Origin of the sequence: Microcoleus sp. Pol12B4 (assembly GCF_036701385.1) — a bacterium.
Lineage (GTDB): Bacteria > Cyanobacteriota > Cyanobacteriia > Cyanobacteriales > Microcoleaceae > Microcoleus.
Genome location: NZ_JAUBQR010000079.1, coordinates 1 through 26,839, shown reverse-complemented (window position 1 = coordinate 26,839; position 26,839 = coordinate 1). Strand labels below are relative to the sequence as shown.

General features: G+C 43.9%; 22 protein-coding genes. 10 read left to right on the top strand and 12 right to left on the bottom strand.

The features are described from left to right. Window positions 1-184: hypothetical protein (locus tag QUA38_RS13290; protein WP_333162445.1), on the top strand; the 184-nt coding region annotated here is incomplete at its 5' end. Window positions 185-189: 5 nt separating this feature from the next. Here the strand turns inward: QUA38_RS13290 and QUA38_RS13285 are convergent. From QUA38_RS13285 to QUA38_RS29345, 4 genes are all read right to left on the bottom strand, one after another. Then, the gene (locus tag QUA38_RS13285; RefSeq protein ID WP_333162444.1) at window positions 190-609 is read right to left on the bottom strand and encodes a putative toxin-antitoxin system toxin component, PIN family; all 420 of its coding nucleotides are present in this window, start codon (window positions 607-609) and stop codon (window positions 190-192) included. Further along, window positions 587-823, bottom strand: a complete 237-nt coding sequence (vap15, locus tag QUA38_RS13280) for a type II toxin-antitoxin system VapB15 family antitoxin (protein WP_190655710.1) — start codon at window positions 821-823, stop codon at window positions 587-589. The genes QUA38_RS13285 and vap15 overlap by 23 nt, the downstream gene beginning before the upstream one ends. A 302-nt stretch (window positions 824-1,125) precedes the next feature. Then, complete coding sequence (locus tag QUA38_RS29350; RefSeq protein ID WP_445242280.1) at window positions 1,126-1,290, bottom strand: NACHT C-terminal alpha/beta 1 domain-containing protein; 165 nt, start codon at window positions 1,288-1,290, stop codon at window positions 1,126-1,128. Then, the gene (locus QUA38_RS29345) at window positions 1,247-1,396 is read right to left on the bottom strand and encodes a hypothetical protein (protein ID WP_445242279.1); all 150 of its coding nucleotides are present in this window, start codon (window positions 1,394-1,396) and stop codon (window positions 1,247-1,249) included. Before QUA38_RS29345 ends, QUA38_RS29350 begins: the two co-directional genes overlap by 44 nt. A 222-nt stretch (window positions 1,397-1,618) precedes the next feature. Here QUA38_RS29345 and QUA38_RS13270 point away from each other — a divergent pair, with 222 nt between their 5' ends. From QUA38_RS13270 to QUA38_RS13255, 4 genes are read left to right on the top strand one after another with little or no spacing between them, the layout of a single operon-like run. Beyond that, window positions 1,619-2,332: a hypothetical protein gene (locus tag QUA38_RS13270; RefSeq protein ID WP_333162439.1), complete on the top strand. Its 714-nt coding sequence runs from the start codon at window positions 1,619-1,621 to the stop codon at window positions 2,330-2,332. 3 nt (window positions 2,333-2,335) lie between these two features. Then, on the top strand, window positions 2,336-2,968 hold the full coding sequence (locus QUA38_RS13265) for a hypothetical protein (protein WP_333162437.1): 633 nt from the start codon (window positions 2,336-2,338) through the stop codon (window positions 2,966-2,968). Further along, window positions 2,965-3,234 (top strand): ABC-three component system middle component 6, encoded by a 270-nt coding sequence (locus QUA38_RS13260; RefSeq protein WP_333162435.1) that lies wholly within the window; start codon window positions 2,965-2,967, stop codon window positions 3,232-3,234. The genes QUA38_RS13265 and QUA38_RS13260 overlap by 4 nt, the downstream gene beginning before the upstream one ends. Beyond that, window positions 3,231-4,985, top strand: coding sequence for an ABC-three component system protein (locus tag QUA38_RS13255; RefSeq protein WP_333162433.1), 1,755 nt, complete (start codon window positions 3,231-3,233; stop codon window positions 4,983-4,985). The genes QUA38_RS13260 and QUA38_RS13255 overlap by 4 nt, the downstream gene beginning before the upstream one ends. A gap of 51 nt (window positions 4,986-5,036) precedes the next feature. Here QUA38_RS13255 and QUA38_RS13250 read toward each other — a convergent pair whose 3' ends face one another. Continuing rightward, complete coding sequence (locus tag QUA38_RS13250; protein ID WP_333162431.1) at window positions 5,037-6,515, bottom strand: glycosyltransferase family 87 protein; 1,479 nt, start codon at window positions 6,513-6,515, stop codon at window positions 5,037-5,039. Window positions 6,516-6,817: 302 nt separating this feature from the next. Between QUA38_RS13250 and QUA38_RS13245 the strand changes: the two genes are divergently transcribed. The 4 genes from QUA38_RS13245 (at window position 6,818) to QUA38_RS13230 (ending at window position 15,827) form a co-directional block, all read left to right on the top strand. Continuing rightward, window positions 6,818-8,008 (top strand): M20 family metallopeptidase, encoded by a 1,191-nt coding sequence (locus QUA38_RS13245; protein WP_333162429.1) that lies wholly within the window; start codon window positions 6,818-6,820, stop codon window positions 8,006-8,008. Between the two features lie 131 nt (window positions 8,009-8,139). Next, on the top strand, window positions 8,140-9,519 hold the full coding sequence (locus QUA38_RS13240) for an ATP-binding protein (RefSeq protein ID WP_333162427.1): 1,380 nt from the start codon (window positions 8,140-8,142) through the stop codon (window positions 9,517-9,519). Window positions 9,520-9,523: 4 nt separating this feature from the next. Continuing rightward, a complete protein-coding gene (locus QUA38_RS13235) occupies window positions 9,524-13,846 on the top strand; it encodes a WD40 domain-containing protein (RefSeq protein ID WP_333162425.1) in 4,323 nt (1,440 codons plus the stop codon). Between the two features lie 325 nt (window positions 13,847-14,171). Further along, window positions 14,172-15,827 carry a SpoIID/LytB domain-containing protein gene (locus QUA38_RS13230; protein WP_333162423.1) on the top strand — a complete coding sequence of 552 codons (1,656 nt, stop codon included), beginning with the start codon at window positions 14,172-14,174 and terminating at the stop codon, window positions 15,825-15,827. Between the two features lie 478 nt (window positions 15,828-16,305). Here QUA38_RS13230 and QUA38_RS13225 read toward each other — a convergent pair whose 3' ends face one another. Continuing rightward, on the bottom strand, window positions 16,306-16,605 hold the full coding sequence (locus tag QUA38_RS13225; protein WP_106149950.1) for a ferredoxin: 300 nt from the start codon (window positions 16,603-16,605) through the stop codon (window positions 16,306-16,308). 526 nt (window positions 16,606-17,131) lie between these two features. Between QUA38_RS13225 and QUA38_RS13220 the strand changes: the two genes are divergently transcribed. After that, window positions 17,132-18,169 carry a Gfo/Idh/MocA family oxidoreductase gene (locus QUA38_RS13220; protein ID WP_333162421.1) on the top strand — a complete coding sequence of 346 codons (1,038 nt, stop codon included), beginning with the start codon at window positions 17,132-17,134 and terminating at the stop codon, window positions 18,167-18,169. A gap of 65 nt (window positions 18,170-18,234) precedes the next feature. Here QUA38_RS13220 and QUA38_RS13215 read toward each other — a convergent pair whose 3' ends face one another. The 6 genes from QUA38_RS13215 to QUA38_RS13190 form a co-directional block, all read right to left on the bottom strand. Continuing rightward, window positions 18,235-18,837, bottom strand: coding sequence for a glutathione S-transferase family protein (locus QUA38_RS13215; RefSeq protein ID WP_333162419.1), 603 nt, complete (start codon window positions 18,835-18,837; stop codon window positions 18,235-18,237). A 367-nt stretch (window positions 18,838-19,204) separates the two neighbouring features. Then, window positions 19,205-20,278, bottom strand: a complete 1,074-nt coding sequence (nrdJ, locus tag QUA38_RS13210; RefSeq protein WP_333162417.1) for a ribonucleoside-triphosphate reductase, adenosylcobalamin-dependent — start codon at window positions 20,276-20,278, stop codon at window positions 19,205-19,207. A gap of 244 nt (window positions 20,279-20,522) precedes the next feature. Continuing rightward, entirely contained in the window at window positions 20,523-21,767 is a 1,245-nt protein-coding gene (nrdJ, locus tag QUA38_RS13205; RefSeq protein ID WP_333162415.1) for a ribonucleoside-triphosphate reductase, adenosylcobalamin-dependent, read from the bottom strand. 208 nt (window positions 21,768-21,975) lie between these two features. After that, window positions 21,976-22,263: a hypothetical protein gene (locus QUA38_RS13200; protein WP_333162414.1), complete on the bottom strand. Its 288-nt coding sequence runs from the start codon at window positions 22,261-22,263 to the stop codon at window positions 21,976-21,978. 163 nt (window positions 22,264-22,426) lie between these two features. Then, a complete protein-coding gene (locus tag QUA38_RS13195) occupies window positions 22,427-24,589 on the bottom strand; it encodes a DUF4394 domain-containing protein (protein WP_333162412.1) in 2,163 nt (720 codons plus the stop codon). A gap of 573 nt (window positions 24,590-25,162) precedes the next feature. Then, window positions 25,163-26,827: a hypothetical protein gene (locus QUA38_RS13190; RefSeq protein ID WP_333162410.1), complete on the bottom strand. Its 1,665-nt coding sequence runs from the start codon at window positions 26,825-26,827 to the stop codon at window positions 25,163-25,165. Between the last annotated feature and the right edge of the window lie 12 nt (window positions 26,828-26,839).

Here is a 26,839-nt window from a genome sequence, read left to right as displayed (position 1 = left end):
AGAAGCTAGTCCTAAGACTCAGCAAGAGTTAAGTTCGATTATTCAATTGTTTTTTAGACAAAATTTACACAATAAAAAATTAACGCACGTTATGGCAGAAATTTCCGATCGGGCTATGCAGCGAGGCTTAACGCCAGAAATTTTACAAGACATTTTAGCAGATCATGAATATAGTTTAGGATAATAGTTTTAATTGAGTTTGCCTAAAAAATCTTTGTAAGTTGAAATTTCCGTCCCCTCAAAATTCACTAAGCTCAATAAATCTCCATCTCCTGTAATCAAAAAATTAGCTTGACTATCTTTCGCTAAAGCCAACAAATAATTATCTTTAGCATCTCTACAAATAGAGACTTCGGAGGTTATTTCTATCCATAGACCAATGATTCTCAACAATTCAAGCAATTCTTGGACTTTCGTTACCGGAAAATATTTTTGAAGTTTTGGTCTTTGAGTGACCAGATTGATTTCTTCTATTATTTGTTCGCACAAGACAACTTGGATAGCTTGATCCACTATTAACTTTTTGAGATTAGCTAATTCTTTGCCAATCAAGAAGCTAATCCAAAGATTAGTGTCTATAATTACTTTAAGGGCTGGTTTTTCTGGCATGAATTTCGCTTCGGACTGCTTCTACTTCTTGGGTGATAGTTTCTAAAGAAAGCTCATCGGTTCTAAATGACTCCAAAAGAGCTGTTAATTTACTGTTTAATACTTCTTTTTCCAGCTCTTGACTTAACTGCAATTTTTCGGGATATGGCAGTTGTTTGACTAGGGCTAAAATTTGCTCAAAGTTTAGGGAAAGTTGATAGTTGGCTAGAGTCATTGTTCGTTATGTTTAGGGCTTGTCGATATTTTATCTCAATTTTTTGGATTGAGGATGGCTTTAATAGTGCTGGACGCATGGGTGGCTAGAAACCGGGTTTTTTCCGAGAATACTGCGTTACAGCGACAGAACCGACTAAAAACCCGGTTTCTTTGGTTTGCGGGTAGTCAGAAACCGGGTTTTTTTTCGAGAATACTGCATCCCGACCTTTAACTAAAGTGAAAAACCCGGTTTCTTTGGTTTTGATGCGTAACTCCCGACCGTCAAAACTTAGGACTCTAGATGAAGTCGTTTGAGCCAGTTTACGACAGTTTGAAGTAAATCGGGGTCATGGGGGAGAAGGTTTGCAGGGGTGGATGAGGTGTGTCGGTGATGAGACAGATAGTACCGTCGAAGCGGCTGAGGGCATTGAGGAATGTTGGGCTAAAACCTTGGGCGGCGGCGGATGTGGGGTCTTCGTAGAAAATGAGGATGGGGTGGAAAGTCCCAGTCTAGGAGTTGCCAGTAAATTTTGAGTTCCGTGAGGGTGCGGGGTGTGCCTTCTGTGGATTTGGGGCAGTGGTGTTTTTTGATTAGTTGCAGGTAGATGTCGGCGGATTGGGGTCACGAAGTTTGCGTGTGAATTGCACAGGAATCACTTGAAACCGGTTTTTTAGGAAACTACTTGGTTCTAGTCCTTTATTCTAGTTGAAAAACACGGTTTCTGAGCGTATGGGTGCGATCGCAGATCCGAACACGTGCGTTAAGTGCTACATTATTTACAAATCTTTTTTGTAAAAGCAAAAGGCTGATCCAATGGAACAATCCAACCTTACCCGGCGACTGAAAGACTTGGAAGACAATATTAAACTAGATTCCGCTTTACTCAAAAACTACGAAGATGAGTTACGTTATGAAGATGATCCGCGTCGCAAGAGTAAATATAATCGAGCAATTGAGGAATTAAGGGAATCAGCGAATTGCCATCAGCAGGAATACGATCGACTGCATCAGCAGATAACTGGTGAACCAACTGTACAAATGCAGAGCGTAGCTATCCAGTTACAACAGATGAACAACGGATTAGACCGATTATATGCTGGGCAGAAAGCTATTTATGGAAACATTAACCACCTGCGACAAGGATTACTAGCCCATTATGAGGCTGGTGAAAAAAATATTATTTCTGCAATCACAAATCAGTTGAATGAATCTCAAGTGACTACCATTTCTGCTTTGTTAGATGCAATAGAAGCTAACCAAGTGTCAGATGCAGAAATGCAGAAAATTTTACCGATTATCCAGGAGGGTTTAATTATATTACAACAACGCGGCGTTACTCTACCTGTTAGTCAGGAAGAGATCGCCGAAGTGATTAATGCACCTCAAATAGATTTTAAGCATAGATTAAAGGTTGCGGTGCCTATTATTCCTTTTATCTTGGACTATGAAGGTGAATTAGAACTAGGTACAGGGATAAATCTCAAAGAAGCTTTGAAACAATTTAGGGCGCGGCTTATAGGAGGGTAAATAGTGGAACCGCACCATCAACGTAAGCAGGATTTAGAAGAAAATATAAAAGCGGAATTAACACTACTGAAGGAATTAGAAGAGGATTTGCGTTTGGCTGAAGACCCCAAGCAAAAAAGAAAATTCAAAAAGGAAATCAAGGAAGTAAAAAGTAGGATTACTGATCATGAAAACGAATCATCTTCCCTAGAGCCAAGTCCACAAGAGCAAGCTTCTCTTGTTAGCGCAATGACAAATATTACTTTCAAAGAATTGGATCTAGTAACACTGGGAATTATTTGTATGCCTATACCTTCTGAGCCTAACTTCTTCGTTCTTCCCCCAGTAGAAAAAATGTTGAAGAATCAACTTAATAGAGATGCTCAATCAAGACTCATGACAGGGGTAATCCAAGCCAGGATGGTTAGCAGTTTTGTCGAGTACATGGTTAATCTAATACCTGACTTTCCAGAAAAGCTAAAAGCAGGATTTGTAAGGGAGTATCAAAGACTCCGAGCAACAGGATTAGAGGGAAATGATCTATTTAATGCCTTACATACATTTTCTTGCAATGGTAGCTCAGACTACGATCTAAAAGCAGCAGGCTTAGCAGTTCTTTACTATCTTTTTGAAAAGTGCGAGGTGTTTGAAAGATGACTCTATCTACAGAGACAGCTTCTAGCTATAACTACTCAAGGATTTTACCGACAAAACACATCTCTACCGGTAAATCGCTGTTGGGGGTAGGTGCTAAAATAATAGAACACTTGCACGATCCACGTACAGTCTCGTCACTTTGGAGTGCTGTTTCGACAATACCGGAAGTCGCAACCTTTGAACGGTTTGTTTTGACTCTGGATATCCTATACGCTATTGGAGCAATTGAAATGGATGCAGGAATACTTCGTAGGAGTCGTCGATGATTCGTGCTATTCGTTGTAATCATACTTCATTTAAAACTGTCGAGTTTAGGCCCGGCTTTAATGTAGTATTGGCCGATCGTACAGAAGAGTCTGGGAGCAAAGACTCTCGTAATGGTTTAGGTAAATCAACTCTAATTGAAATAATTCACTTTTGCTTAGGCTCTACATTATCACCAAAAGCTAAAGGACTGGATTCTAGAAATTTACGAGGTTGGGCATTTAGCCTAGAGTTGACACTTTCTAATCAAGTTATTACAGTAACTAGAAATACTGCCGATCAGTCAAAGGTAGTAATTGAAGGAGATACTACTTCCTGGCCAATTCAGCCAGAAGAAAAAGAAGGGCAAAGAGTTCTGAGCCTGACACATTGGAAGGCAATACTAGGAAACCTTTTGTTTGGTTTGCCAAGTGATAATGAAGATAAAAAATTCCAACCTAAGTTTAGAGGTCTAATTTCTTATTTTATCCGCCGTGGGCGAGACGCCTTTTCTACTCCCTTTGAACATCACAGAAAGCAGTTTGATTGGGAGAAGCAAGTTAATAATGCTTTTTTACTAGGTTTGGCTTGGGAAGATGCGAGAGATTTACAACTTTTAAAAGATCAAAAAAAATTACTAGATGATATAAAAAAACTCAAAAAAGACACAGATACAGGAGTTGCAATTGGCATATTTGGTTCTCTAGGTGAACTCGAAGCTTTAAAAGTTCAAGTCGAGTCACAGTTACGCGAGAGAAAACAAACCTTAAGTAATTTTCGCGTAGCTTCTCAATACCACGAACTAGAGGCTAATGCTAATCGGTTGACTGCGGAAATTCATGAAGCCACTAATAATAATATTGCCGATAAAAAAATATTAGAATTTTATCAATCTAGCCTGGAAGCAGAAAATGAACCCTCCCCAGATGATGTAACTCATATATACGAAAGTGTCGGTATTGAACTCCCGGGTTTGGTAGTTAGAAGATTGGAAGAAGTAGAAATTTTTCATCGTAGACTTATCGAAAATCGTCGCGATTTTCTATCGACTGAAATTGAGCGTCTCAGGAGAGATGTATCATCTAGAGAACGTCTCATACGTGAAAAAACCGAACAACGTGCTTCTTTATTGGAAGTGCTACAAACACATGGTGCTTTAGAAGAGTACACAAGACTCCAAGAACTTTATCTAGAAATTGTATCTAATCTAAATGAAATTAATAAACGCATAGAAGAATTAAATAAGTTTGAAGAAGGAAAAAGTGCTTTAAAGATTGAAAAAGAACGCTTACTACAACGCGCACGTCGTGACTATCAAGAACGACGTGTTCAAGCAGAAAAAGCTAGAGATCTATTCAATACCAACTCTCGGTTTCTTTACGGTGCCCCAGGAAGGTTAATTATTAATGTAGGCGACAATGGTTTTCAGTTCAATGTAGAGATTAGCCGTGATGGCAGCGAAGGTATCGATAACATGAAAATATTTTGTTATGACTTAATGCTGGCACAGCTTTGGTCTGAACGCGATCCTTCACCACGTATATTAATTCATGACAGTACCATTTTTGATGGTGTTGATGAGAGACAAGTGAGATTTGCTCTTGAATTGGCCGATAGAGAATCTAGAAAATGTGGCTTTCAATATATCTGTACTTTAAATTCAGATAGGGTTCCATACTCCGAGTTTGCAAAAGATTTTAATTTTGATTCTTTTGTAAGACTTAGACTGACAGACGAAAGTGATGAGAGTGGACTACTAGGCATTCTCTTTTAGAGATATTCTTTGACTCTTCTACAAATATTTTGGTTGGGTTTTGTTTTTCCTCTAACCCGAAACCTGATCCAAAGGGTCAAAGTCAGCAACCTGTTTTTGACGAAGAGATGTAATTGCTAAGACTAAAACACTTAACGTAAGACCTAAAATCGCATAACTCGGTAGTGAAAAAATAGTTACTTTAAACAAATAAGGCAATTCCCCCCCCTTCCAGTTCCACCGCTTTCCTAGAAACACCAACAGCCCGCCATGAATCACAGCGGTTTGCACCATGACACAGCCCGCCCCCAATAACCAAACCGACATTCTTTGCCTAGAGAAGGCACAATTTTTAATCTGAAAGCATAAATCATTCAGCAAAAAAACCACTGTCGGTGCTAACATCACAGAACTGGTGGGCTGAGAATAATTGATAGCAATACTCAAAGTAGAAATTAGCACCATTTCAGATAAGTCAACCTTTTTTGACCAAGCATTGCGAGATTGTTTTTTGTAAAAATACCAACTCACTAAACCAACTAGCAGCAGAACAATCAAGTCAGAAAATAGCTTCGCCACGAAGGGAATATCGGGGAAAAATCTCGGCCCCATAACCCTTAAATCAAGGCGACTCATAGAAATATAAGCATTATTCGATGGATCGTTGAGCCAGAGTGGAAATCCACGAGTCGCATCCTGTATAAATCCTGTTAAGGAATTGCCCGTTACAGCTAGACCTATAACTGCCAAAAAAGTTACCGTGACTATAGATATAAAAACTAGCTGAAACCGTCTTTTGATTAAGAAATAAGGCAGAAATAATATAACTAAAGTTGGTTTAAACAGGGCAATTCCTAAGAAAACTCCGGCAATTACATCCTGATTTTTTTTAGCATAAATAAACATCCATAACAGCAGAGCAGCAATAAAAGTTGCCACATTCCCCACTTGAAGATCGAAGACAAAACCGTAGAGGAATGCAACTGATATACTACAAATAGTCCTAAAAGCTCGTGAGTGCGACTCCAACAAGATATTCGCTCCCCATAAAACAAAAACTGTGGCAATAAGATGCAGCCAAGTCCAGATTGTGAAGGCTGTATTCATGGGGAAATAGCCCAAAAACCACAGCGGAGGAATGATATTAGGTGGATAAACAAAAGATGGAATAAACCCGCACACTTTTGTGATGCTACAGAAACCGATGTTAAACACCTCGACATTAAAGGGACTCAAATGCTGATGGGCTAATCTACTCGCTACATAAAACCACTTAAAATCCCAGTAAGGCGGATCGGGCCGATTAGTCAGATTGTAAACCAACCAACCTGTATAACAGAGAAATCGGGTGACAACTAATACAATAACTGCTTGCAAAATAAAGTTAACAATAGGTTGACGAAAAAACTGAGTTAACCTTTGGATCGAAGGATGTTTTAAAAACAAAGAATCTTGCCATGCTGTTTTTTCGCTATCTAATCGCCAATTAAATTTTAAAAACAAAGCGACTGTAATTAAAATAATTACATTCCAGAATCCAAAGCTAATCATAGTAAATAATTTTAATAAAATTACTCTTTGATGATATCACAACCAGAGATTATCAACTAAAAATCAGCATTTGAACCTAGAATATGGACTTTTGTTCCAGGTTTCTACCTAACTCTCTTTTCTCTCTTTTCTCTGCGTCCTCTGAGCCCTCTGCGGTTAGAAAAAAAGTCTTATTCACAAACGAAATAGGATTGCTATCTAAAAGCCCGATCGCACTTTAGCCCCTTGTAACCCTGTTCACCCCCAAACATTTGCGTTACCCTAGTTGACTACAGCTTGTACCGCACTCCCCAACTAAATTCATGCTTCCCCGCATCAAAGAATTAGCCGCCACCCTAGCACCCCGCTTAATCGAAATTCGCCGTCACATCCACTCCCACCCCGAACTCAGCGGCCAAGAATATCAAACCGCCGCCTACGTAGCCGGAGTTCTCGCATCCAGCGGAGTCCGCGCGATCGAAGGAATCGGCAAAACAGGAGTGCTCGGCGAAATCAAAGGCAACAGCAGCGAGTCCCGGTGGCTGGCAATTCGCACCGATATGGACGCTTTGCCGATTCAAGAACGCACTAACTTAGAATTTGCCTCCCGCAACGAGGGAGTCATGCACGCCTGCGGCCACGACATCCACACCACCGTCGGTTTGGGCGCAGCAATGATATTGTCTCAGCTAGGGGAAAAATTGCCCGGTCACGTCCGCTTCTTGTTTCAGCCGGCCGAAGAGATTGCCCAAGGTGCTCAATGGATGATTAAAGATGGGGCGATGCAAGATGTTGACGGCATCCTCGGAGTGCACGTTTTTCCGACGATTCCCGGCGGCTGCATCGGTATCCGCCACGGGGCCCTGACGGCGGCGGCAGATGACATAGAATTGATTGTGATGGGCGAATCCGGCCACGGTGCGCGTCCCCACGAGGCGATCGACGCAATTTGGATTGCTTCTCAGATAATTACCACTTTGCAGCAGGCAATTAGCCGCACGCAAAATCCTTTGAGGCCGCTGGTTTTGACGATCGGGCAAATTAACGGCGGACGAGCGCCGAACGTGATTGCCGATCGAGTAAAATTACTGGGAACCGTGCGATCGCTGCATCCGGAAACCCACGAAAAACTGCCGGCTTGGATCGAACAAATTGTTTCCAGCGTCTGCGCGACATACGGCGCTAAGTACGAACTCACCTACAAGCGCGGCGTGCCCGGAGTCCAAAACGACCCAAAACTCACGCAATTACTCGAAACTGCGGCTTTAGAAGCTTTAGGTCGATCGCGCGTCCAAATTTTACCAGAACCCTCCCTCGGCGCGGAAGATTTTTCGATGTACTTAGAACACGCACCGGGAACTATGTTTCGGTTAGGAGTGGGGCTGACTGACAAACCCAACTATCCCCTCCATCACCCGCAATTTGAGGTCGATGAAGCAGCCATCGTGACCGGCGCTGTCACCTTGGCCTATGCCGCCTACCAATATTGGAAACAGCATCCAGGTTCACACTAATAGTCTTCGACGTATGGGTGGTCAGCTAACTAACCGTAGGGTGCTTAGCCGGAAAAATGTTTAGTCTCTAGTAAAAACATTCAGCCCTGACCCACCCTACAATAACTACAAAAACTAATTTATAAAATTTTATGAACCTAGATTTCGATCGATTCTGCGATGCCTGCAACCCCAGTCACTCCCTGATATTGGGCAATGCCGAAGATCAGCGCTACTACATTGATTTTGCTGAGGTGCGCGGCGGAAAAGTTATTAACATACTCAAACGGACAATTACCCGTCTGGCACGAGATAAACCGACTTGCCAATTGTTTACCGGACATATTGGTTGTGGCAAGTCTACTGAATTGTCGCGACTGGAAAAAGAGTTAACAGATGAGGGGTTTCATGTAGTTTACTTCGAGTCAACACAAGACCTCGATGAAATGGATCTCGATTTGACGGATATCATGTTAGCGATCGCGCGGCGAGTCACCCAAAGCTTGGAAGAGGGCAACATTTCCTTGCAGCCCCAGGGTTTTAAAGAATTCTTAAAAAACAGTTGGAATTTTTTACAGACTCCTGTGACTTTAGAAGCTGAAGGAGAACTTTTTGGCAACAAATTCAAGGGCAATACAGACGGAAATCTGGAAGTCTCTCTGCCTTTAGGTATTGCCAAAATTACTGCCAAAACCAAAAGTAATCCCGACTTGCGATCTAAACTGAGACAGTACATGGAACCGCAATCGAATAAAATGTTAGAACTGATTAATCAAGAAATTATTGATGTAGCAATTAATCAGTTAAAGCAGCGGGGTAAAAAAGGATTGGTGGTGATTGTTGACAACTTAGACCGAATAGTTTTTCGACCCAATGCCTCGGGGCGACTGTTGCCAGAATATATCTTTATTGACCGGGGCGATCAGTTGCGGCAACTGAATTGCCATTTAGTTTACACGCTACCGCTGGGATTGATTTTTGGGAATGAAAGTGAAATATTAAAAAATCGCTTGGGGGGCGGAGTTGACCCGAAAGTTTTGCCGATGGTACCAGTAAAGAATAGAGACGGCAGCGAATGTGTTGAGGGGATGAATTTGCTGCGGCGCATGGTGATGTCGCGGGCATTTCCCGATGTGCCAGCCGAAGAACATATCACATTAATTACCCAAGTTTTTGACAGTCCTGAAACTTTAGATGAATTGTGCCGAGTCAGCGGAGGTCATCTGCGAAACTTGATGGGGATGCTGTTTGGTTGCTTGCAGCAAGATGACCCTCCTATTTCGCAAAATGTGTTGAAATCAGTGATTCGCAGTTCCCGCGATACTCTGAGGAATGGCATTGATAATGATGAGTGGGAATTACTGTTTAAGGTGGTGAAAGAACAAAGCATTAATGGAGATAAAGAATACCAAGATTTGCTGCGAAACCTGTGGGTTTTTGAATATGTAGACCCTCAAGGAAATTGGTTTGCGTTGAATCCGCTGTTGATGGAAACTGACAAATTTAAGCTGTGGCAGCAGCAAAATTGTTGAGATTATGGTAAACTCAAATCTAGCCGAAGATATTGCAGCAGAAAATGAGCGATCTCTCTCTACTTTAGTAAGGACGATCGCCCGCTTTCAAGGAAAGTTTTCTTTAACTATAGTGCGCTGCAATTATGCTAGCTTGCGTTCTGCAATGCTGGAAAAGCTGCGCGATCGCTCGACTGTTGAATATCAAGAATTAGTTCTAGAATCTGCGACAAAAACACTTTATCAAACCATTCTCAATGCCGTCCAAAAGCAACCGCCGAAAGCTTTAATAATTGTCGGTATGGAATCGGTGGTTGCTCTTGATGACCTGCTAGCTGGGGCTAATAGAGCGCGAGATCAATTCAAGCAAGATTTTGCTTTTCCTTTGATATTATGGGTGACGGATTCTGTACTGTCTAAATTCAGTCGATCGGCTAACGATCTGAAGTCTTGGGCTCCGCCTCCAATTCAGTTTACGATGCCGCCCGATGATTTGATGAATTTGTTACAACAACAAGCAAGTCAAGCTTTTGCTGATGTTGAGAATTTCAAATTAGATGACTGTGAAATGGAGTTGCTGGAGAATGATTTGCTAAATGCAGCATTAGACCAGGAATTGCAAGCTAGTTGGCAATTTATTCGGGGTTTAGTTGAAGTTAAGAAAAATCAAATAGATTTAGCGCTCGAACATTATCAGCAAAGTTTGACATTTTGGCAGCAAAATCACCAGTTAGAAAGACAAGGAATTGTCGGCAAGAAGATTGCTGAAGCTTACAACCGCAAAGCTGAATTGCACCGGGCTGGAAATCAAGGTTATTGGCAAGAAGCTAGAAAGTATTTACAGCAATCTCTGGAGATTTTTGAACAAGTGCAGCGACATGATTTAGCTGCGAAATGTATTAGCGAGCTCTGCGAAGTGCTGCGACTTTTACAAGCTTGGGAAGAGTTGGAAAATTTAGCTAAAAAAGCATTAAAAATACACGTAAATTACGGCACTCTGAGTCAACTAGCTGAAGATTACGGCTTTTTGGCTGAGGTGGCGCTGCAACAATCTCAGTGGGAAAAAGCTTGCGAATCGGCTAAATTAGCATTGTCGGTTTTGGAACAAGCAGGAATAAATAAAAAAGAGACTGGTTTGTATCTGCTACTTTTGGCAAAAGGGCAGCGAAATCTTATCCCCTGTTCGACAGTTAACCCCCCCCAGCCCGCCCTTGCTAAGGGGGGGAGTCAGTCAGTTTTTTCCCCTCTTGAGATTATAGAAACTTTAACACAAGGGAAACTAATTACCCAGCCTCAAGATGATGTGCAGCTTTATCTGAGGATTTTAGAAGAGTTGAGAACTCTGTATTTTGAGCAAGGCGAATATTTAAAAGCCTTTGATATCAAACTCGAACAACAAGCAGTTAAAAGCAAATATGGGTTGCAAGCTTTTATTGGTGCCAGCCGCTTGCAGTCGCCGCAACAAATAATTGACATCGGTTTAGAATCCGGTAAGTCAAAAGCTAAAATTGTTGAGGAAATTGAAGCAGCTTCCGGGCGATCGCGCGATATTAAAGAGATAAGTAAACGGATACGTACACCTGCTTGCAAGCTGACGATCGTTCACGGACAATCTGGGGTAGGAAAAAGTTCGCTAATTCAGGCATGGTTAGTTCCGGCACTGCAACTGACAACTTTTGAAGCGCGGGACGTATTGCCTATTTTATTGCAATCATATCATGATTGGGTGAGGGATTGCGGTGAGTGTTTGAAAGCAGGAATTGAACAATTAAAAGCTGTGAATTTGTCAGGGGCGATCGACACCCCAACAGCTATTTTAAAACAGTTGCGACTGAATCAAGACCGTAATTTATTAACTGTATTAATCTTTGACCAGTTTGAGGAATTTTTCTTTGCTTATCGAGATCCAATTGGTAGGCGAGAGTTATATGATTTTCTGGCTGAATGTTTAAATCAGATTAGCGACCTCAAAATTATCCTGTCGCTGCGGGAAGATTATCTTTTCTACTTGTTAGAGTTCAATCGCGCCACCAATTTATCAATTATTGATAACGACATTCTCACAAAAAAAATCTGCTATTACTTGGGAAATTTCTCAATTTCAGATGCGAAAGCTATTGTTCAAACATTAACAAAAGGATCTCAATTTTACTTGGACGATGATTTGGCAAACGCACTGGTAGCAGATTTAGCAGGTGAAGTGGGAGAAGTACGGCCGATTGAACTTCAAGTCGTGGGAATGCAACTGGAAAAAAAGCAGATTACTCGACTGAGTGAATATCAGCAACTTGGCAGTCAGGCTAAGGTCAAACTGGTTGAGGAATTTTTAGCAGAAGTTATCTCCGACTGCGGGAAGGAGAATAAAGATATTGCCGAACTTGTCTTGTATTTGCTGACGGATGAAAACAACACTCGTCCTCAAAAAACTCTGGCTGAGTTAGCAGCAGACTTAGGAACAGAGTCAAAAAGATTAGATTTGGTTTTAGAGATTGTCGTTAAATCGGGATTGGTGTTAGAAGTGCCAGCAACTCCGATTGAATGTTACCAACTTGTCCACGATTATTTAGTACCTTTTATCCGCAAACAGCGCGGTGCGGAATTACTAGAATTACGCCAAAAACTCAAGCAGACTGAAACAGAAAATCAGATATTAGCAGAGGCGCGGCAGAAAGCAGAAGAGTTGTTAGCAACAGCACAGAAATTGACAGAATTAGAGCGCGCTGCAAGTGAGGCTTTGAGACTGTTTGAGTTGCACAATAACCAAATAGATGCTTTAATCTTAGCCGTGAAGACTGGAAAAAAACTCAAAGCTACAGTCAAGGAAGTTCGTTCCCTTGGTGATTACCCGATATCTACTCCCCAGATTGCACTCAACCAAATTCTCGACAACATCCGAGAACAAAATCGTTTTAAAAGGCCTCAAAATTGGGTAATAACTGTCAGTTTTAGTCCTAACGGCAAATACATCGCTACGGGATCAGTGGACAAAACAGCCCGGTTGTGGGATGTCACAGGCAAGTTAATACAAGAATTTAAAGGACATCAAAATGAGGTATCGAGTGTCAGTTTTAGCCCCGACGGTAAATACATCGCTACGGCATCACGGGACAAAACAGCCAGATTGTGGGATTTAACAGGTAAGCTGATACAGGAATTTAAAGGACATCAAGATAGGGTATGGAGTGTCAGTTTTAGTCCCGACGGCAAATACATCGCTACGGCATCAGGGGACAAAACAGCCCGGTTGTGGGATGTCACGGGTAAGCTGATACAGGAATTTAAAGGACATCAGGATGGGGTAATAACTGTCAGTTTTAGTCCCGACGGCAAATACATCGCTACGGCATCAGGAGACAAAACAACCCGGTTGTGGGATTTAACAGGTAATTTGATACAAGAATTTAAAGTACATCAATATTCGGTATCGAGTAGTTTTAGTCCCGACGGCAAATACATCGCTACGGGATCAGGGGAAGCAAGGTTTTGGGATTTAACAGGCAAGTTGATACAAGAATTTAAAGGACATCAAGATTCGGTATTGAGTGTCAGTTTTAGTCCCGACGGCAAATACATCGCTACGGCATCTTTTGACAAAACAGCCCGGTTGTGGGATTTAACAGGCAAGTTAATACAAGAATTTAAAGGAGAGCAAAATGAGGTAATAACTGTCAGTTTTAGTCCTGACGGCAAATACATCGCTACGGGATCAGTGGACGATACAGCCCGGTTGTGGGATTTAACAGGCAAGCTGATACAAGAATTTAAAGGACATCAAGGTTCGGTATTGAGTGTCAGTTTTAGTCCCGACGGCAAATACATCGCTACGGCATCATGGGACAATACAGCCCGGTTGTGGGATTTAACAGGCAAGCTGATACAAGAATTTAAAGGACATCAAAAGGCGGTATCGAGTGTCAGTTTTAGTCCCGACGGCAAATACATCGCTACGGCATCACGGGACAATACAGCCCGGTTGTGGGATTTAACCGGCAAGCTGATACAAGAATTTAAAGGACATCAAGGTTCGGTATCGAGTGTCAGTTTTAGTCCCGACGGCAAATACATCGCTACGGCATCATGGGACAATACAGCCCGGTTGTGGGATGTCACGGGTAAGTTGATACGAGAATTTAAAGGACATCAAGATAGGGTATGGGGTGTCAGTTTTAGTCCCGACGGCAAATACATCGCTACGGCATCAGATGATAATACAGCCCGGTTGTGGCAAATCAGAAGTTTAGATGAAATGCTGGTGCAAGGCTGCGATTGGCTGCACGACTATTTGCAGAATAATGCTGATGAAAGCGATAAACACCTCTGCGATGAGATTAGTGCTCAGAAAAAATGATTAGCCAATCAGTCGGTAGGTGCAAATAAACCTGAGCCTGTAACAGAATGTAAAACTCCCGCCACTTTTGCAATTGCTGCGTTTCACCCGCAATGACAGATTCTACCGCATGGAGCCCAGAAACCGGGTTTTTTACGAAAATAGTTCGTTGCAGCGCGCAGATTCGGTAAAAAACCCGGTTTCTTTGGTCTGGCGTAAGCCCTGACTTAACAGAATTCTGGCAACTAAACCAGCCTCTCTTCCGGAATCCCGCTCTAGCAGCCGCCAAATGTGCTAACGTACAATCAAAAATCCCCCAATTTCAACTATCGCGAGACAGATAACCGTGTTCGCTCAAGCACCTCCCACTCCCAATTACAAATGGTTTAGCTGCATTTCTAGCACTGTTTTCACCGCATTGTGCCTGTTGCCCATTTTCAGCGCTGCGGGATACGCCCAAACTCCCCAAAATAGACCCATCAAAATCGGCGTAGTGCAGCGGTTTGGTACCAAAGCAACCGACAAACTGACGCTGAAAGCATTACCGGGCGACAGCTTAACTTTGCGTTACAAAACTCCTCAAGGCATAGAAACCAAAACTGCTGCTAGCGTCAAGTTAGAAATAGCCCCGAAACCGCTGGAATCGCCCTTAGTAGAAGAACGAGTGGTACTAAGTTCTCACCGCAGTTTCGAGAGTGCGGAAGACAGCGCCAATCAGTGGCGCGCCCAGGGAATTGATGTAGAAATTGCTCAACCTTTGCGCTGGCAAGTTTGGGCGAAAAGAGATACTTACAACTCTCCTTTGGTGCGGCGCTGGCTGTTGCAAAGTTTGCAAGCTCAAGGGAACACAACAGCTTTTTTGGATTCCAAAGTTTTTAAACAAATACCCCAGGCATTTTGGGTTTTAAACGGCTTTCGTTTCAACCGCAATGAGTTGGATGTGACGGCGGGGAAAAATGTGATTGAGGTATTGGAACAAACTACCCACGAGGCGACAGCTACTGAACCCGAAAAAGCAATTCAACAAACTCGCCGTTATGGTGGGAATTTGCGCCTGCAAAAAAATTCTTACGGTACTTATACTTTAGTCAATGAAGTGCTGACGGAAACTTATTTGCGGGGTGTTGTTCCTCACGAAATTGGGGCTTTTTCGCCTTACGCTGCGGTTGTCGCTCAAACTATTTTAGCCAGAACCTACGCCCTGAGAAATTTGCGCCGGTTTGCTGTGGATAATTATGAGTTGTGCGCTGATGTTAACTGCCAAGTTTATCAAGGTTTGACCGAGGTTTACCCGCAAAGCGATCAGGCGATCGCCCAAACGAGCGGTTTGGTGCTAACTTACGAAAATCAGCTAGTAGACGCGCTTTATTCCGCGTCTAGCGGCGGCGTGACAGCCTCTTTTAACGATGTGTGGCAGGGCGCGGAACGTCCATATTTGCGATCGATCGTCGATTCCCCCAATAATGTCTGGGATTTGTCCAAGCAGAGTTTGTCTGACGAAAACAATTTCCGCCGCTTTATCAGTTTGGAAAAAGGGTTTAATGAGGAAAAAGAAGACACTTTTAGGTGGCGCGAACCAGCTTCTTTGACGGCTATTGGGGGATTTCTCAAACAGTATCTTCAGAAGAAACAGCACCCGCTGGCTAATTTTAAAACTGTCACTCAGGTGGAAGTGGTGGAAAGGTCGCCTGCAGGTCGAGTTTTGAAAATGAAGGTTCAAACTGACTTGGGCCCGATCGATATCGACAAAGACGAAATTCGCAATGCTTTTTACCCGCCGATCAGCACGCTTTTTTACCTAGAACCAATTTACAATCCCGACAAAACTCTCAACGGTTATGCTTTTGTCGGAGGCGGTTTTGGACACGGCGTGGGAATGAGTCAGACTGGTTCTTACAATTTGGCTAATTTGGGCTGGAACGGCTCTCAAATCCTGGGCTTTTATTTTCCCGGCGCTCAAGTTGTGCCGCTCAGCGATGCCATTACATTTTGGCGCGAATAGTCGATCGCAGTCGGCCTAAGAGTCGGCGATTTCCGTCGCCACTACAGAAACTTTCGTCGGGGGCATCTCATATTTGTAAAAACACTTCTTCTGGCTCCTTCTTTCTTCCTTCTGACTCTTTTCTCCTGACTCCTGACTCCTAACTCCAATTTCTAGCTTGGCTGCTTTGATTGAGATGCCCCCCTTTCGTCCCTCTCGCTTGAGACTAAATATTAGTCCTAAAACTTTTAGATTTTAGACTTTGGATTCTAGATTGGTTTCACAGTTAATCTAAAATCTGCCATCTAAAATCTAAAATTATTTGGTCAGCTATCTGCTCAAACAGCTACGAATTCATAGATGGGAATGAGAGACTGCTGGCGGCTTGGTTGCAGTGTTAGACACAGAAACCCGGTTTCTTAACATAATTGCGCTATTTCAGCTTAATTTTGGAAACGAGAAACCGGGTTTCTTAGGGTATCACGCAGAGCGTCCTTTCTTAGTAGAGCGATTCTTCTTGGTGAGTTTCGATCGTACAGTCAGACTTGGGATAGGCGACGCAGGTGAGGACAAATCCGGCCTCGATTTGGTCGTCGTCCAAGAAAGATTGGTCGGATTGGTCAATTTCGCCTTTGGTGATTTTGCCGGCGCAGGTGGAGCAAGCTCCAGCGCGGCAAGAGTAGGGGAGGTCGAGTCCTGCTTCTTCAGCAGCATCAAGAATGTAAGTATCGTCATCAACGTCAATGGTCTGGTTAATTCCTTCGGCTTCGCTGATGAGGGTAACTTTGTAAGTTGCCATGCACTAAATCCTCTCAAAAATTCAACAAGATTGATAATTTTTCCTAATGCAACCTTCAAGGCTTTATTAGCTTTGAGGTTAGGTCTTAGGTTCGTTCCCTCTATGATAGTAGGGGATAGAAGGGAGGTTGACACACTTATTTACAAAACATTTGAATGGGATTAGTTATAACTTTTTCTAATTTCATCTTGATTACTTATACCTATCTTGGGTTCAGCCTTGTGATACTGTTGCCGCAAGACTTGCGCGAAATAATCCGGTTTCTGCGAAAAATCCTGTTTTGAGCCCTACAGCACAAAAACGGGGTTGTTGGTATGCGGTGTGTCGATCGAGTTTCAGCAAGACTGGCTGCAAGGCAAGTCCCAGCAGGCGTTGAAATGTATAGTTAGATCGCATCAAGACTTGGGTGTTGAAGGCTCGATCAAATAAATCGCACCACAACCACAGCTTAAAATCGGGGGCATAAAACCCCTAAACCCCTGCACCGTAAGTCTGTAACTATCTAAAATCTTAAATCTCAAATCCCATGACTAATATTGATACTCGGTTTGGTTTTTCGGTTCATTCTCCAATTCGCGTGGGGATTGTGGGTACTGGTTTTGCCGCTAAGTTGAGGGCCGAGACAATTCAAGCTGATGGGCGATCGCACTTGGTAGCGGTTGCGGGCCACACCCCGGAGAAAACCGCAGAATTTTGTCAAGGCTTCGGGGCAGAAGCTGCGGTTTCCTGGCGCAAGCTGGTAGAAAGAGACGATTTAGATTTGGTGATTGTCTGTACGGTGAATCGGGATCACGGGGCGATCGTCCTGGCGGCGCTAGAAAATGAGAAGCACGTTGTGGTGGAATATCCTCTATCTTTAGACGTATCTGAAGCAGAAAGGGCGATCGAACTTGCCGCCCAAAAGCAAAAACTCCTCCACATCGAACACATCGAACTCTTAGGCGGTTTGCACCAAGCAATCAAAGAATCTTTGCCATTAGTCGGTAAAGTTTTTTACGCCCGCTACCTTACTATGACTCCTCAACATCCAGCGCGACAGCGGTGGACTTATCAACATTCCCTCTTTGGGTTTCCGTTAGTTGGTGCAATTTCGCGACTGCACCGATTTACCGATTTGTTCGGGGAAGTGACAAGTGTTAACTGTCAAGCTCAATTTTGGGACACTCAGCCGGATTTCTACAAAGCTTGTTTGTGCAACGCACAGTTGCGCTTTGCCAATGGAGTTGTCGCTGAAGCTGTTTATGGAAAGGGAGACACTTTTTGGCAGTCGGAAAACATTTTTACCATCTACGGAGAAGCAGGAACGCTGGTTTTTACTCCCGAATCCGGTCAATTAATTCAGGGAGAAAATCGGCACAGCATCAAAGTAGGAACGCGGCGAGGCTTGTTTGCCAAAGACACCGATATAGTGTTGGAATTTTTGTCAAACGGTACGCCTTTGTACGTGAATACTGCCAGTAGTTTGTACGCTTTGAAGGTGGCAGATGCTGCGAGGCGCTCTAGTGAGACTGGGCAAAATATAGCTGTTGGTAATTTACCATTGGAGATGATAAATTTGCAGTAAGGAATTCAGTCCTCAGTTGATGCTTTTAGCCAATTAGGATTCTTCGTGCTTACTACGAACAACTTTTATTTATGTGCGATGCTAATATATCGAGGTTGATTTTTTACTCGCTCGATCCAACTTTGAATTGCTGGAAATCTCGTTAAATCAAATCCGCCCTCGCCCGCAACGTGAGTGTAAGCAAATAAACCGATGTCAGCAATAGTATAGCGATCGCCAACAAAAAAAGCATGGTTTTCTAAATGCTGTTCCATCACCCCCAAAGCAGTATAACCCGGTGCTTGTTTTTGTTGGAGTGCTTCTCGATATTCCTCAGCTTTTCCTGTCATATACGAAAAACGAGAAGTAGCAATAAAAGGTTCATGGCTGTACTGTTCAAAAAACAACCACTGCATGACTTGAGCGCGTTCAAATTTATCAGTGGGGAAAAACTCAGTTGTTTCGCTCAAATAAAACATAATCGCATTCGATTCAAACAAAAAATTATCCGGTTCTATTTCTAAAACAGGAATACGCCCGTTAGGATTTTTAATCAAAAATTCAGGGGTTCGACTTTCTCGTTTTATAATATCAATTTCTAGCCGCTCGAAGGGAATATTAAGCTGAGTTAAAAGCAAGCGAATTTTGTAGCAATTCCCAGAGGAAGAATATTCGTAAAGTTTCAACATGAGTATTTTTTTATATACCCCAAAGAACAGTGAACACGCAGAGTTAAGAAAGAAGAAAAAAAAGAAAGAGAAGTTCACAACTGATTATTGTAGTCATTTGGGGGTAAGAGCAGCATTGCTACGTTCAGAAGTAATATGGGTTAGGTGCAACCCAGAGCATCCTAAATTCATCAATATTGGAGAATCAATGAAATTATACTGCAATACGGTTCAGTTAAAACTGTTTATTCCTCGGAGATCCGCCTCGCATCCCCCTGGTTGTTGGGGGACTTTGAGTAAGTTCTTGTCCCCCCCTTCTTAAGGGGGGCTAGGGGGGATCGGGCTTAACTGAACCGTATTGCCATTTGGGGGATTTCCTTCAAGGCTATTACATAGCCTTAGTCTCGGGCATCAAACACTTATCAGAATCGCAGCCCGCCGGCCCCGAATCCATCATTTCACCTAAGTCATAGCGACTCAAAGCGGCGTGAAAAACATCAATTTGGCGGCGCGCTAAACTCTCTTCCACCATCTTGGTGTAAGTTTCCTTGTTTATCGGTTCAAAGGGCAAACGCGGGAAAGTTTCAAGAGCATCAAACCGAGCCAAAAGCGCTGCGGAAATGTAGCCTTCATCATCGCGAATCGCTTCATAAATCCGAGTGCCCAAACTTTCTACTTCGTTTTCGCGTAGTTCAATGGTGGCTGAAGTGTTATGTCTGACATAGAACTTTTGCACCTGCATATAAAAGTCCATTTGTGCCGCCGCTGAGAACTTGTTAATGTCAATTTCATCGGCACCGGGCAAGTCAGCCCAACTTACTGCAACAGGTATTTCTACCAGCCATTCTGTACAGCGTTCATCGAAGGGATTGTTCAGCAAATTACCGTTTTCATCTTTGTCAGATTGAGACGGAATCACGTTGTATCCGTAGTCGATGCAAGCGAGGGCTACGGGGTCGTTTTTGCCGAAAGTGATGCGGCGAATGAAACGCTGGGCTTTCGGCGGATGCCAGCCGGGGGAAGCACCTGTCAGCAGAGATTTAGTACCCGATGGTTGAACAGTTGTGCAGCGATTTGGGCGTTTTAAGGAATGGCGATCGCAATAATCCCATACTACCCGATCGACAATCTCCCGCCAACCACTCAAATACTCTTCTTCCCGCTGTTTAAAAGCGATTCCTTGCGGAGTTTGCGGGCGGCCTTCCACCCACCAGCGCAGCCACTCAACGCCGAAAGCGTGAACGAAGAAATCGAACAATCCCGTGAAAGATACGCCGACAATCGGGTCTAGTTCGCGGCTGTATTGATAGCGGGGTTCAAGAAATTTGTGATTGAGAAGTACCGCGACAGATAGAGCCGCGGCCCTGAAAGCTTCCTCCTGTTCTTTGAAGTTGTAAGGATCAATTTGATTGAGGTGAACCTCCGCCAAATTACAGTGGAAATTAGAGCCGATGATTTCCATTTTTGTTACCCTAAAGGCTTTTTATCCTTTAGTTCTACAGATTCCATTTTCCCTGTAGCTCGGCGTACTTTTTCATCTACTTTAGTTGTAAATGCCCCGCACTCTTGCCAGGATTATATTCTTCAAAAAAGAAGGTTCACCCGGTACGCTCTACGGTGGTAAAGGATTTTTAATTCCCTTACTTACCTCGGAGTTAACATCTCAGTCTTCTCCGATTTTGCGAAGTTTTTTACGTGAGGCAAAATTACTTACCACACGGGTTTAAGCCCACACGGACTAACCGATGCTCTAACTCGCCAGCAGTCATGTTAGGATGGCGCTCCTGCAACCACTCTTTAGCTTTTCCTTCGTCGTAAGCTTTCAAAAACTCAAGTTTAAGACTCGGTGTTGAAAGTAAATCAACGTTAGATCGAGCTACAGCTTCGCCTGCCCATTGAATCGCACCTTCGCCGCTGTAATACTGTTTGCGAACAGCATCAATACATTCTTCTAGTGTAGGTTTGGTATGGAAAACTCGCGTATGGTTGGCCATCCGAAGAGCATCGCGTTCTGGATCTATTCTCCAGTTGCCGCTTTCATCTTGTTGCCACAAATTATTTTTAGCATTTGCTCCGAGTTCGTCATCAGCATAAAACTGACGCATCCCGGCAGATCTTCTAATGTTTCCCGCAACAATTGTCACCGCCGCTTCATCTATCAAAACGCAGCATTCAACTGAATTTAACTGCCGCCCTAAAGCTTTATTCAAAATTGCGGCGCAGCGCTGATAAAGGTCGGGCAATTTCACCGGATTTGCTACTCCGCCAAAACCTTTTAAAGGTTCTCCCACCGGGCGAACATCGCTCAAATAGATGAAAACTTGAACTTCTCCTGCAAATCTTTCATCTGTGGATAATTCCAGCAAAGTTTGATAGGAGTTTACCCAACCTTGGCGAGAATCTCCGACATAAATAGTTGCGGTTTTTTCTGCTATTTTTACTTCTGTTTCTTGACGGCGCGACTGGACGGGTGTAGAGCCGATTTCGCCTTGCATGGTTAGGGTTAAACGGTTGCGAATCGGCGGTAGTTGGTTGATATATTGTGGTTCCAAGACTGCCCCAGTGCCGCAGCCCATCATCGCCAAATCCATCAACAAACCAAAGGAACGCCAGTCGAGAATATTTGTTGAGGAGCAATTATATGCGCCGGAAAAATTCTCTGGTTGCTCAATCCATTTGCTGCCACCTACCCACAGCCAGCGGCCTGAAGCGAGGGTTTTGAGCTGGTTTTGCATCCGGTGCAGCAGTTGTGTTTCTTCGGGGGTGAGGTTTCCCAGCTTTTGCAGCCCCTTAACAGTTCGATCGCACACTTGGGCCCAAGTCTCCCTTCCCGTCTCGGTACGGCGACTGTAAGTCCTAAAAAATACTGGATTTGCTGCGGGTGCTGTTTCGGGGAAATCGGACGGGTTGCGTTTCTCGCTGGCACTCGATCGCTCTAATTCTCGAACCATAGGTTGTGTACTGACGTGTCGGAATAAATCAACAGACTACGAATATACAACAGGATTCAGATTTAGGGTAAAAGCTTGACAAATTTCACAATTTCCACTAAATATGGGGCATAGAAGTGTACAAGCTCGATCGAGCTATCGGCTCAAAACTTGACAAAAAAACCCGATTTCTTCCTGAAACCGGGTGAATCGCAAATCTTGTCCCTTGTCAATTCTTTGTCAATAAAAACTCAATATTGGGTAACAGCGGGTCTTGAACAACCCCCACACCGTTAAATCCCCAACGTTCGAGTAGCTTTTTAACCTGAGAACCGGAAATTGATTCTACTCCGAATCGATCGGCAACATCAGCAGCGTGGGCGTTGAGATAGCTCAAAGCGTCATAGTCTTCGCGAAACATGAGCAGGTAACTCACTGCCGCATCGGGATTCGGATTGGCACAGAGATATTTGCCATCACTGCGGGAACGTAGCAAGTAAAAAACTTGAGATAACATCTTATCTTGGTTGTCAAAATAATATGTTACCTCAAATTGGGAATTGGGAATTGCCCAAACGATTTTAGACTGACAATTTCCGATTGTAGAAAAGTTGAGTTGTTTTCAATTTTCTACCTAAAAACTAGATAATTGATGCCTAAAATGGCTGGGAATCTAGCAGTTAAATCAAAGTCAGTGCTAAACCTTTAATCCCTCGCCCGTCACCAATTTGACCGACAACCGAAGCTTGACCGGTCCTCAAATTGATATTGTATAGGCTGGAAACTCCGCCAACCTCGATCGCAGCCAAAGCTGTTTCATTACCGTTAACACTCCTGATATCAAAGCCGAGAACAGTACCAGCATCAATTCCCAAAGATCCGATCGTATTCAACACTCCATTATTCGGCGGATCTTGCCGCACCAAAACGTCTAAATTGGTGTCAATTGCAAATAGTGTCGTCGAAGTTGCCCCTGCAAAGTTATTCACATACGCAGCAGCAGCAGCAGCGCCGGGATTGCCAGCATTGCGATCGCCCGCAGCATAAGCCAAATTCCCATCGAGTTGAATTCCCCCCGTCAGCGTGTCAAAATCTACAAGTGCCCCAGTATCAGGGTTGAGACGGGCGTTTTGACCGACTTGATTGACAAACCGAATTCGATCGACCGTCGGATTGAAATCAGAACCCGCAGCCCCCGGAGTTAGGGGAACAGCAAACTGCCCGCTACCGACTGCACTTGCAGCCCCAGTAACGGGATTAATCGCGTACAAGCGATTGCTAGAACCCACACCGTATAACACACCGTTAGCGGGGCGAAAATCAATACCCAGCAAACTTTCTCCCGGCTGCAACCCGGTAACTGCTACGTCACTGAGAATCGCCCGCGGTCCCGCCTCGTTAAAACCGACAATTGTTTCAGCGCCATTTCTGACAGTTAAAGCGTAAGCTGTAGGCAAAGGCAAAGCCAAACCGTTAATCTGTCTCCCGTCGGCAATTTGACCGACAAAGGAAGCTTGACCGCTACTTAAATTGATATTGTACAAGCCCGAAATGCCACCAACTTCCAGCGCCGCCACTGCCACCTCGCGGCCGCCAATACTCCTGACATCAAAGCCGAGAACGCTAGTAGCATCAACTCCCAAAGATCCGATCGTATTCAACACTCCATTATTCGGCGGATCTTGGCGCACCAAAACATCCAAATCGCTGTCAATTGCAAACAGGGTTGTGGAAGTTGCGCCGGCAAAATTATTCACATACGCAGCCCCAGCAGCAGCCGGAGAACTTCCAAAATTGCGATCCCCCGCAACATAAGCCAAATTCCCGTCGAGTTGAATTCCCCCCGCCAGAGTGTCAAAATCCACAAGTGCCCCGGTATCCGGGTTGAGGCGGGCGTTTTGATCGGCTTGATTGACAAACCGAATTCGATCGACTGTCGGATTGAAATCAAAACCCGCAGCCCCCGGAGTTAGAGGAACAGCAAACTGCCCGTTACCGACTGGACTTGCTTCCCCAGTCATCGGATTGACAGTATACAAGCGATTGCTAGAACCCACACCGTAAAGCAAACCGTTAGCCGGCCGATAATCAATTCCCAGCAAACTTTCTCCCGCTTGCAATCCAGTCACGGGCAAATCTGAGATCACACTTCCCGGATTGGAAAGACTAAAACCGACAATCCGATTAGCAGGAGTTAAAGCATAAGCCGTTGTCCGCGCTGGAGGCGGGGGGCTGGGAACAACGCTGCCAATATTATTAGTGAAACTTGCCTGGTTAATCGAACTTTGTCTCACCCCTCTGAGAGTAGCGAGAAATTCTCCAGTCACTCGGTCTTGAATAACAGTATCGTTTCCAGCTTCCTGAATATTCAAGTCGCTAAAACTAAGACCTCCCGCCAAACCGATTAAATCTGTACCGGCTGCAAAATCGGCGATCGCGTCGGCATTTGCGAAATTAGCACCGCCGCTGGTACGACCGGGATCTGCCTCAGCATAGCGCCTCAAAACAAATACGTCGGCCCCGTCTCCGCCTATCAGGACATCAGTATCTCGATCGCCCGACAAAACATCATTCCCGGAGTTTCCAGATATGGAATCGCTGCCTTTTCCGCCCACTAAAAAATCGTTACCGTCTCCGCCGTTAATAGTGTCGTTCTCTAAATCTCCAAAAAGCGAATCTTGACCTAAATTGCCCTCAATTAAATCGCTTTGTTTTCCTCCATAAATGCTGTCATTACCCGAGTTTGCCGCAATGGTGTCATTGCCCATCAAACCAAAAATTAGGTCATTTTCTGGAGTTCCTGCTAGCAAGTCTGCTTGGGCGGTGCCTCTAATTTCTGCCATGCTCTAATCAGCCTCTAAATTTGATACTTCTGTTGCCTAACGGCGGTGGTATTCTCAGTCAAAATATCACAAACTCGCACTTTTAGGATAGTTTTTCTTATTTTCGGCTGTAGGGGTGGGTTGCCATAAAAGTATTACACGCAGCTAAAATGATATATAAAGCCCACCCCGATTCAAATAAACCCACTCCTAAATACAGATCGCTTAGCCGTATTTTATAGTTGGGTGTGTAGCCAAGGGCGATCGCAGCTCAACTGAAAACAGGCAAGCTTAATTTTTTAGGGGTGCGAACTTATGAAATTTTGTACTGCGTTCATTAGTAATATACGCTGACTCTATAATTTTGGATCTGTACGGTCAGATTTTTTTTTCAACTTTAATCTTAAAGCCTGCGAAGGTGGGCTTTGTGTGTGTAGCGGCGACCACCATCGCTCAATATAAAGTGCATTATAAATGCGGAATTGGCATAATAAGTTAGTTGAACAGTCGTTTTCATACGACTTAAGCATTCAGGCAGGGGTTTAAATCCCTGCCCGAATCGGAGTTTCACGTTTAATCCCTTCCCCAGCTTTTTCAAGCTTTCAGCAGTGCTTTAGAAGCTGATTGCCCTGCGAGTCTCAGTTGCGATCGCAATTTGAAGTTCAACAACACCAAGACAGTCCATTGACTGAGTATGGAGAGCAAAAAGGTATTTCCTGACGCGGCTGTCATAGACGGCCAAAACCCAATAAAAAATGTTGAAGACAACCACAAAAAAGGAGCTTTTTCTGGGGGAAGCAAGAGCATAGATAAGATCACAGGTGGCAACAAGATAGCGCTGCCGACTGTCCCGACGGCCCAAATTTCCTGATTTCGGGTTTTTGTAAATAGGAATAGTTGGGTGATGGCGGCGTAAATTAGGATGAGATTCAGACAGCCAATTACACCCCCAAATCCGTTTATCTCATTTTTTTCCAACAGCGCCCAAGGTGTTAAAATTATTACTGAGCTGAGGAAATTGATCGCGATCGCAACTACAGCCGGACTTTTATCGCTCCAAATTAAATCGAGTAGTGGGTAGCGTCGCCACAGCTTCTGATTGCTGGGAACGATTTGTTTCCGATACCTCGCCCAATCGTACAATGATTGTCTGTCAGATGTTAAAGCTGCAATTAAAGCTAAGAACATCACCAAATTCAAGATAAGTAAACAGATGAGATTACCGCAGTTTTGGGGGTCTGATTGGAGTGCAAACCCTAAAAATATTACCTGACAGCAGATAACTAGCAAATAACTTTGCCGCTTGCTCAAAACTGTAGCACTGGGATTGGGAAAGCGGCGCTGCCATCCCTGCCACATCCAGTAGATTCCTGTACCACAAACCAAGAGAGACAAAGCAATGCCCATCGCAATATTTGTACCCACTGGCAAGTAAAACCATTGCAACTTGTCTAAGTTTTCAGCTAACGAATCGAAATCAGTTTTATCAACTAGAAAAAGCGGATATCTCAGCATAGCAAGGGGAGACAAAAAATGTAACACATCCAAAGCAGTTCGCGTGAGCGGAAGCCAAGAAATCCCAAACACAACAAAAGCCAAAGCGCTAGCCAACCAAGGTTGAAATCCTCCCAACCAACTGGTTGTCAATCCAAATAGCATCGCAGTGCTGTAAAACAAAGCACAGCTAGCTGCCACTGCTATGTAGAAACATAAAATTTCATTCAGAGGTATTTGAGCAGCTAATCCAGCGTACAGGTGCAGGGGTACGGCCAGAATTGTTGCTAAATAAAGTAAAATTGGTACGCCAAGAATTTTGCCCAGAAAAATTGTTTTGGGAGACTGGGGACTGAGGCGAATAAAGTTGAGTGTCCCGCGGCGTTCCTCCTTGTCTAAGTCACTGACCAGCATATAAGTCCCTGCTATTAATAAAGCTAACACGCTCGATATGCTCAGCAAAATGAATATCTCTAGCCACCACTCCCGCCAGTTAATGACAAAGTTGCCCAAGGCATCTCTGACACACTTTCTCGTAGAGGAATCGGCAGTCTCTAAGCAAAATCTGTGATAGGTCGGATAAGTGTACTCGCCATTAGCAGGGGGAACGGGTATCTGGGCGCTGTAATACATGAACAGCAGCAGTTGAGCGCTTAGGGAAAGGGCAGAGGCGATCGCCATATTGCCAGTATTCAAGCGGCCTTTGATTTCTCGAAATAACTGGGGATTCCAGTTGCCTATTTTGTCTAGTAAGTGGAGTGTCATTGGTTATTGGTG

Bases quoted from the DNA above. Each gene is read 5' to 3' on its own strand.
- QUA38_RS13260 (WP_333162435.1), top strand. From the start codon at position 2,965: ATGACTCTATCTACAGAGACAGCTTCTAGCTATAACTACTCAAGGATT.
- QUA38_RS13250 (WP_333162431.1), bottom strand. From the start codon at position 6,515: ATGATTAGCTTTGGATTCTGGAATGTAATTATTTTAATTACAGTCGCT.
- QUA38_RS13200 (WP_333162414.1), bottom strand. From the start codon at position 22,263: ATGTTATCTCAAGTTTTTTACTTGCTACGTTCCCGCAGTGATGGCAAA.
- QUA38_RS13220 (WP_333162421.1), top strand. From the start codon at position 17,132: ATGACTAATATTGATACTCGGTTTGGTTTTTCGGTTCATTCTCCAATT.
- QUA38_RS13255 (WP_333162433.1), top strand. From the start codon at position 3,231: ATGATTCGTGCTATTCGTTGTAATCATACTTCATTTAAAACTGTCGAG.
- QUA38_RS13235 (WP_333162425.1), top strand. From the start codon at position 9,524: ATGGTAAACTCAAATCTAGCCGAAGATATTGCAGCAGAAAATGAGCGA.
- QUA38_RS13240 (WP_333162427.1), top strand. From the start codon at position 8,140: ATGAACCTAGATTTCGATCGATTCTGCGATGCCTGCAACCCCAGTCAC.
- QUA38_RS13245 (WP_333162429.1), top strand. From the start codon at position 6,818: ATGCTTCCCCGCATCAAAGAATTAGCCGCCACCCTAGCACCCCGCTTA.
- nrdJ (WP_333162415.1), bottom strand. From the start codon at position 21,767: ATGGTTCGAGAATTAGAGCGATCGAGTGCCAGCGAGAAACGCAACCCG.
- QUA38_RS13225 (WP_106149950.1), bottom strand. From the start codon at position 16,605: ATGGCAACTTACAAAGTTACCCTCATCAGCGAAGCCGAAGGAATTAAC.
- QUA38_RS13285 (WP_333162444.1), bottom strand. From the start codon at position 609: ATGCCAGAAAAACCAGCCCTTAAAGTAATTATAGACACTAATCTTTGG.
- QUA38_RS13270 (WP_333162439.1), top strand. From the start codon at position 1,619: ATGGAACAATCCAACCTTACCCGGCGACTGAAAGACTTGGAAGACAAT.
- QUA38_RS13195 (WP_333162412.1), bottom strand. From the start codon at position 24,589: ATGGCAGAAATTAGAGGCACCGCCCAAGCAGACTTGCTAGCAGGAACT.
- QUA38_RS13190 (WP_333162410.1), bottom strand. From the start codon at position 26,827: ATGACACTCCACTTACTAGACAAAATAGGCAACTGGAATCCCCAGTTA.
- nrdJ (WP_333162417.1), bottom strand. From the start codon at position 20,278: ATGGAAATCATCGGCTCTAATTTCCACTGTAATTTGGCGGAGGTTCAC.
- QUA38_RS13215 (WP_333162419.1), bottom strand. From the start codon at position 18,837: ATGTTGAAACTTTACGAATATTCTTCCTCTGGGAATTGCTACAAAATT.
- vap15 (WP_190655710.1), bottom strand. From the start codon at position 823: ATGACTCTAGCCAACTATCAACTTTCCCTAAACTTTGAGCAAATTTTA.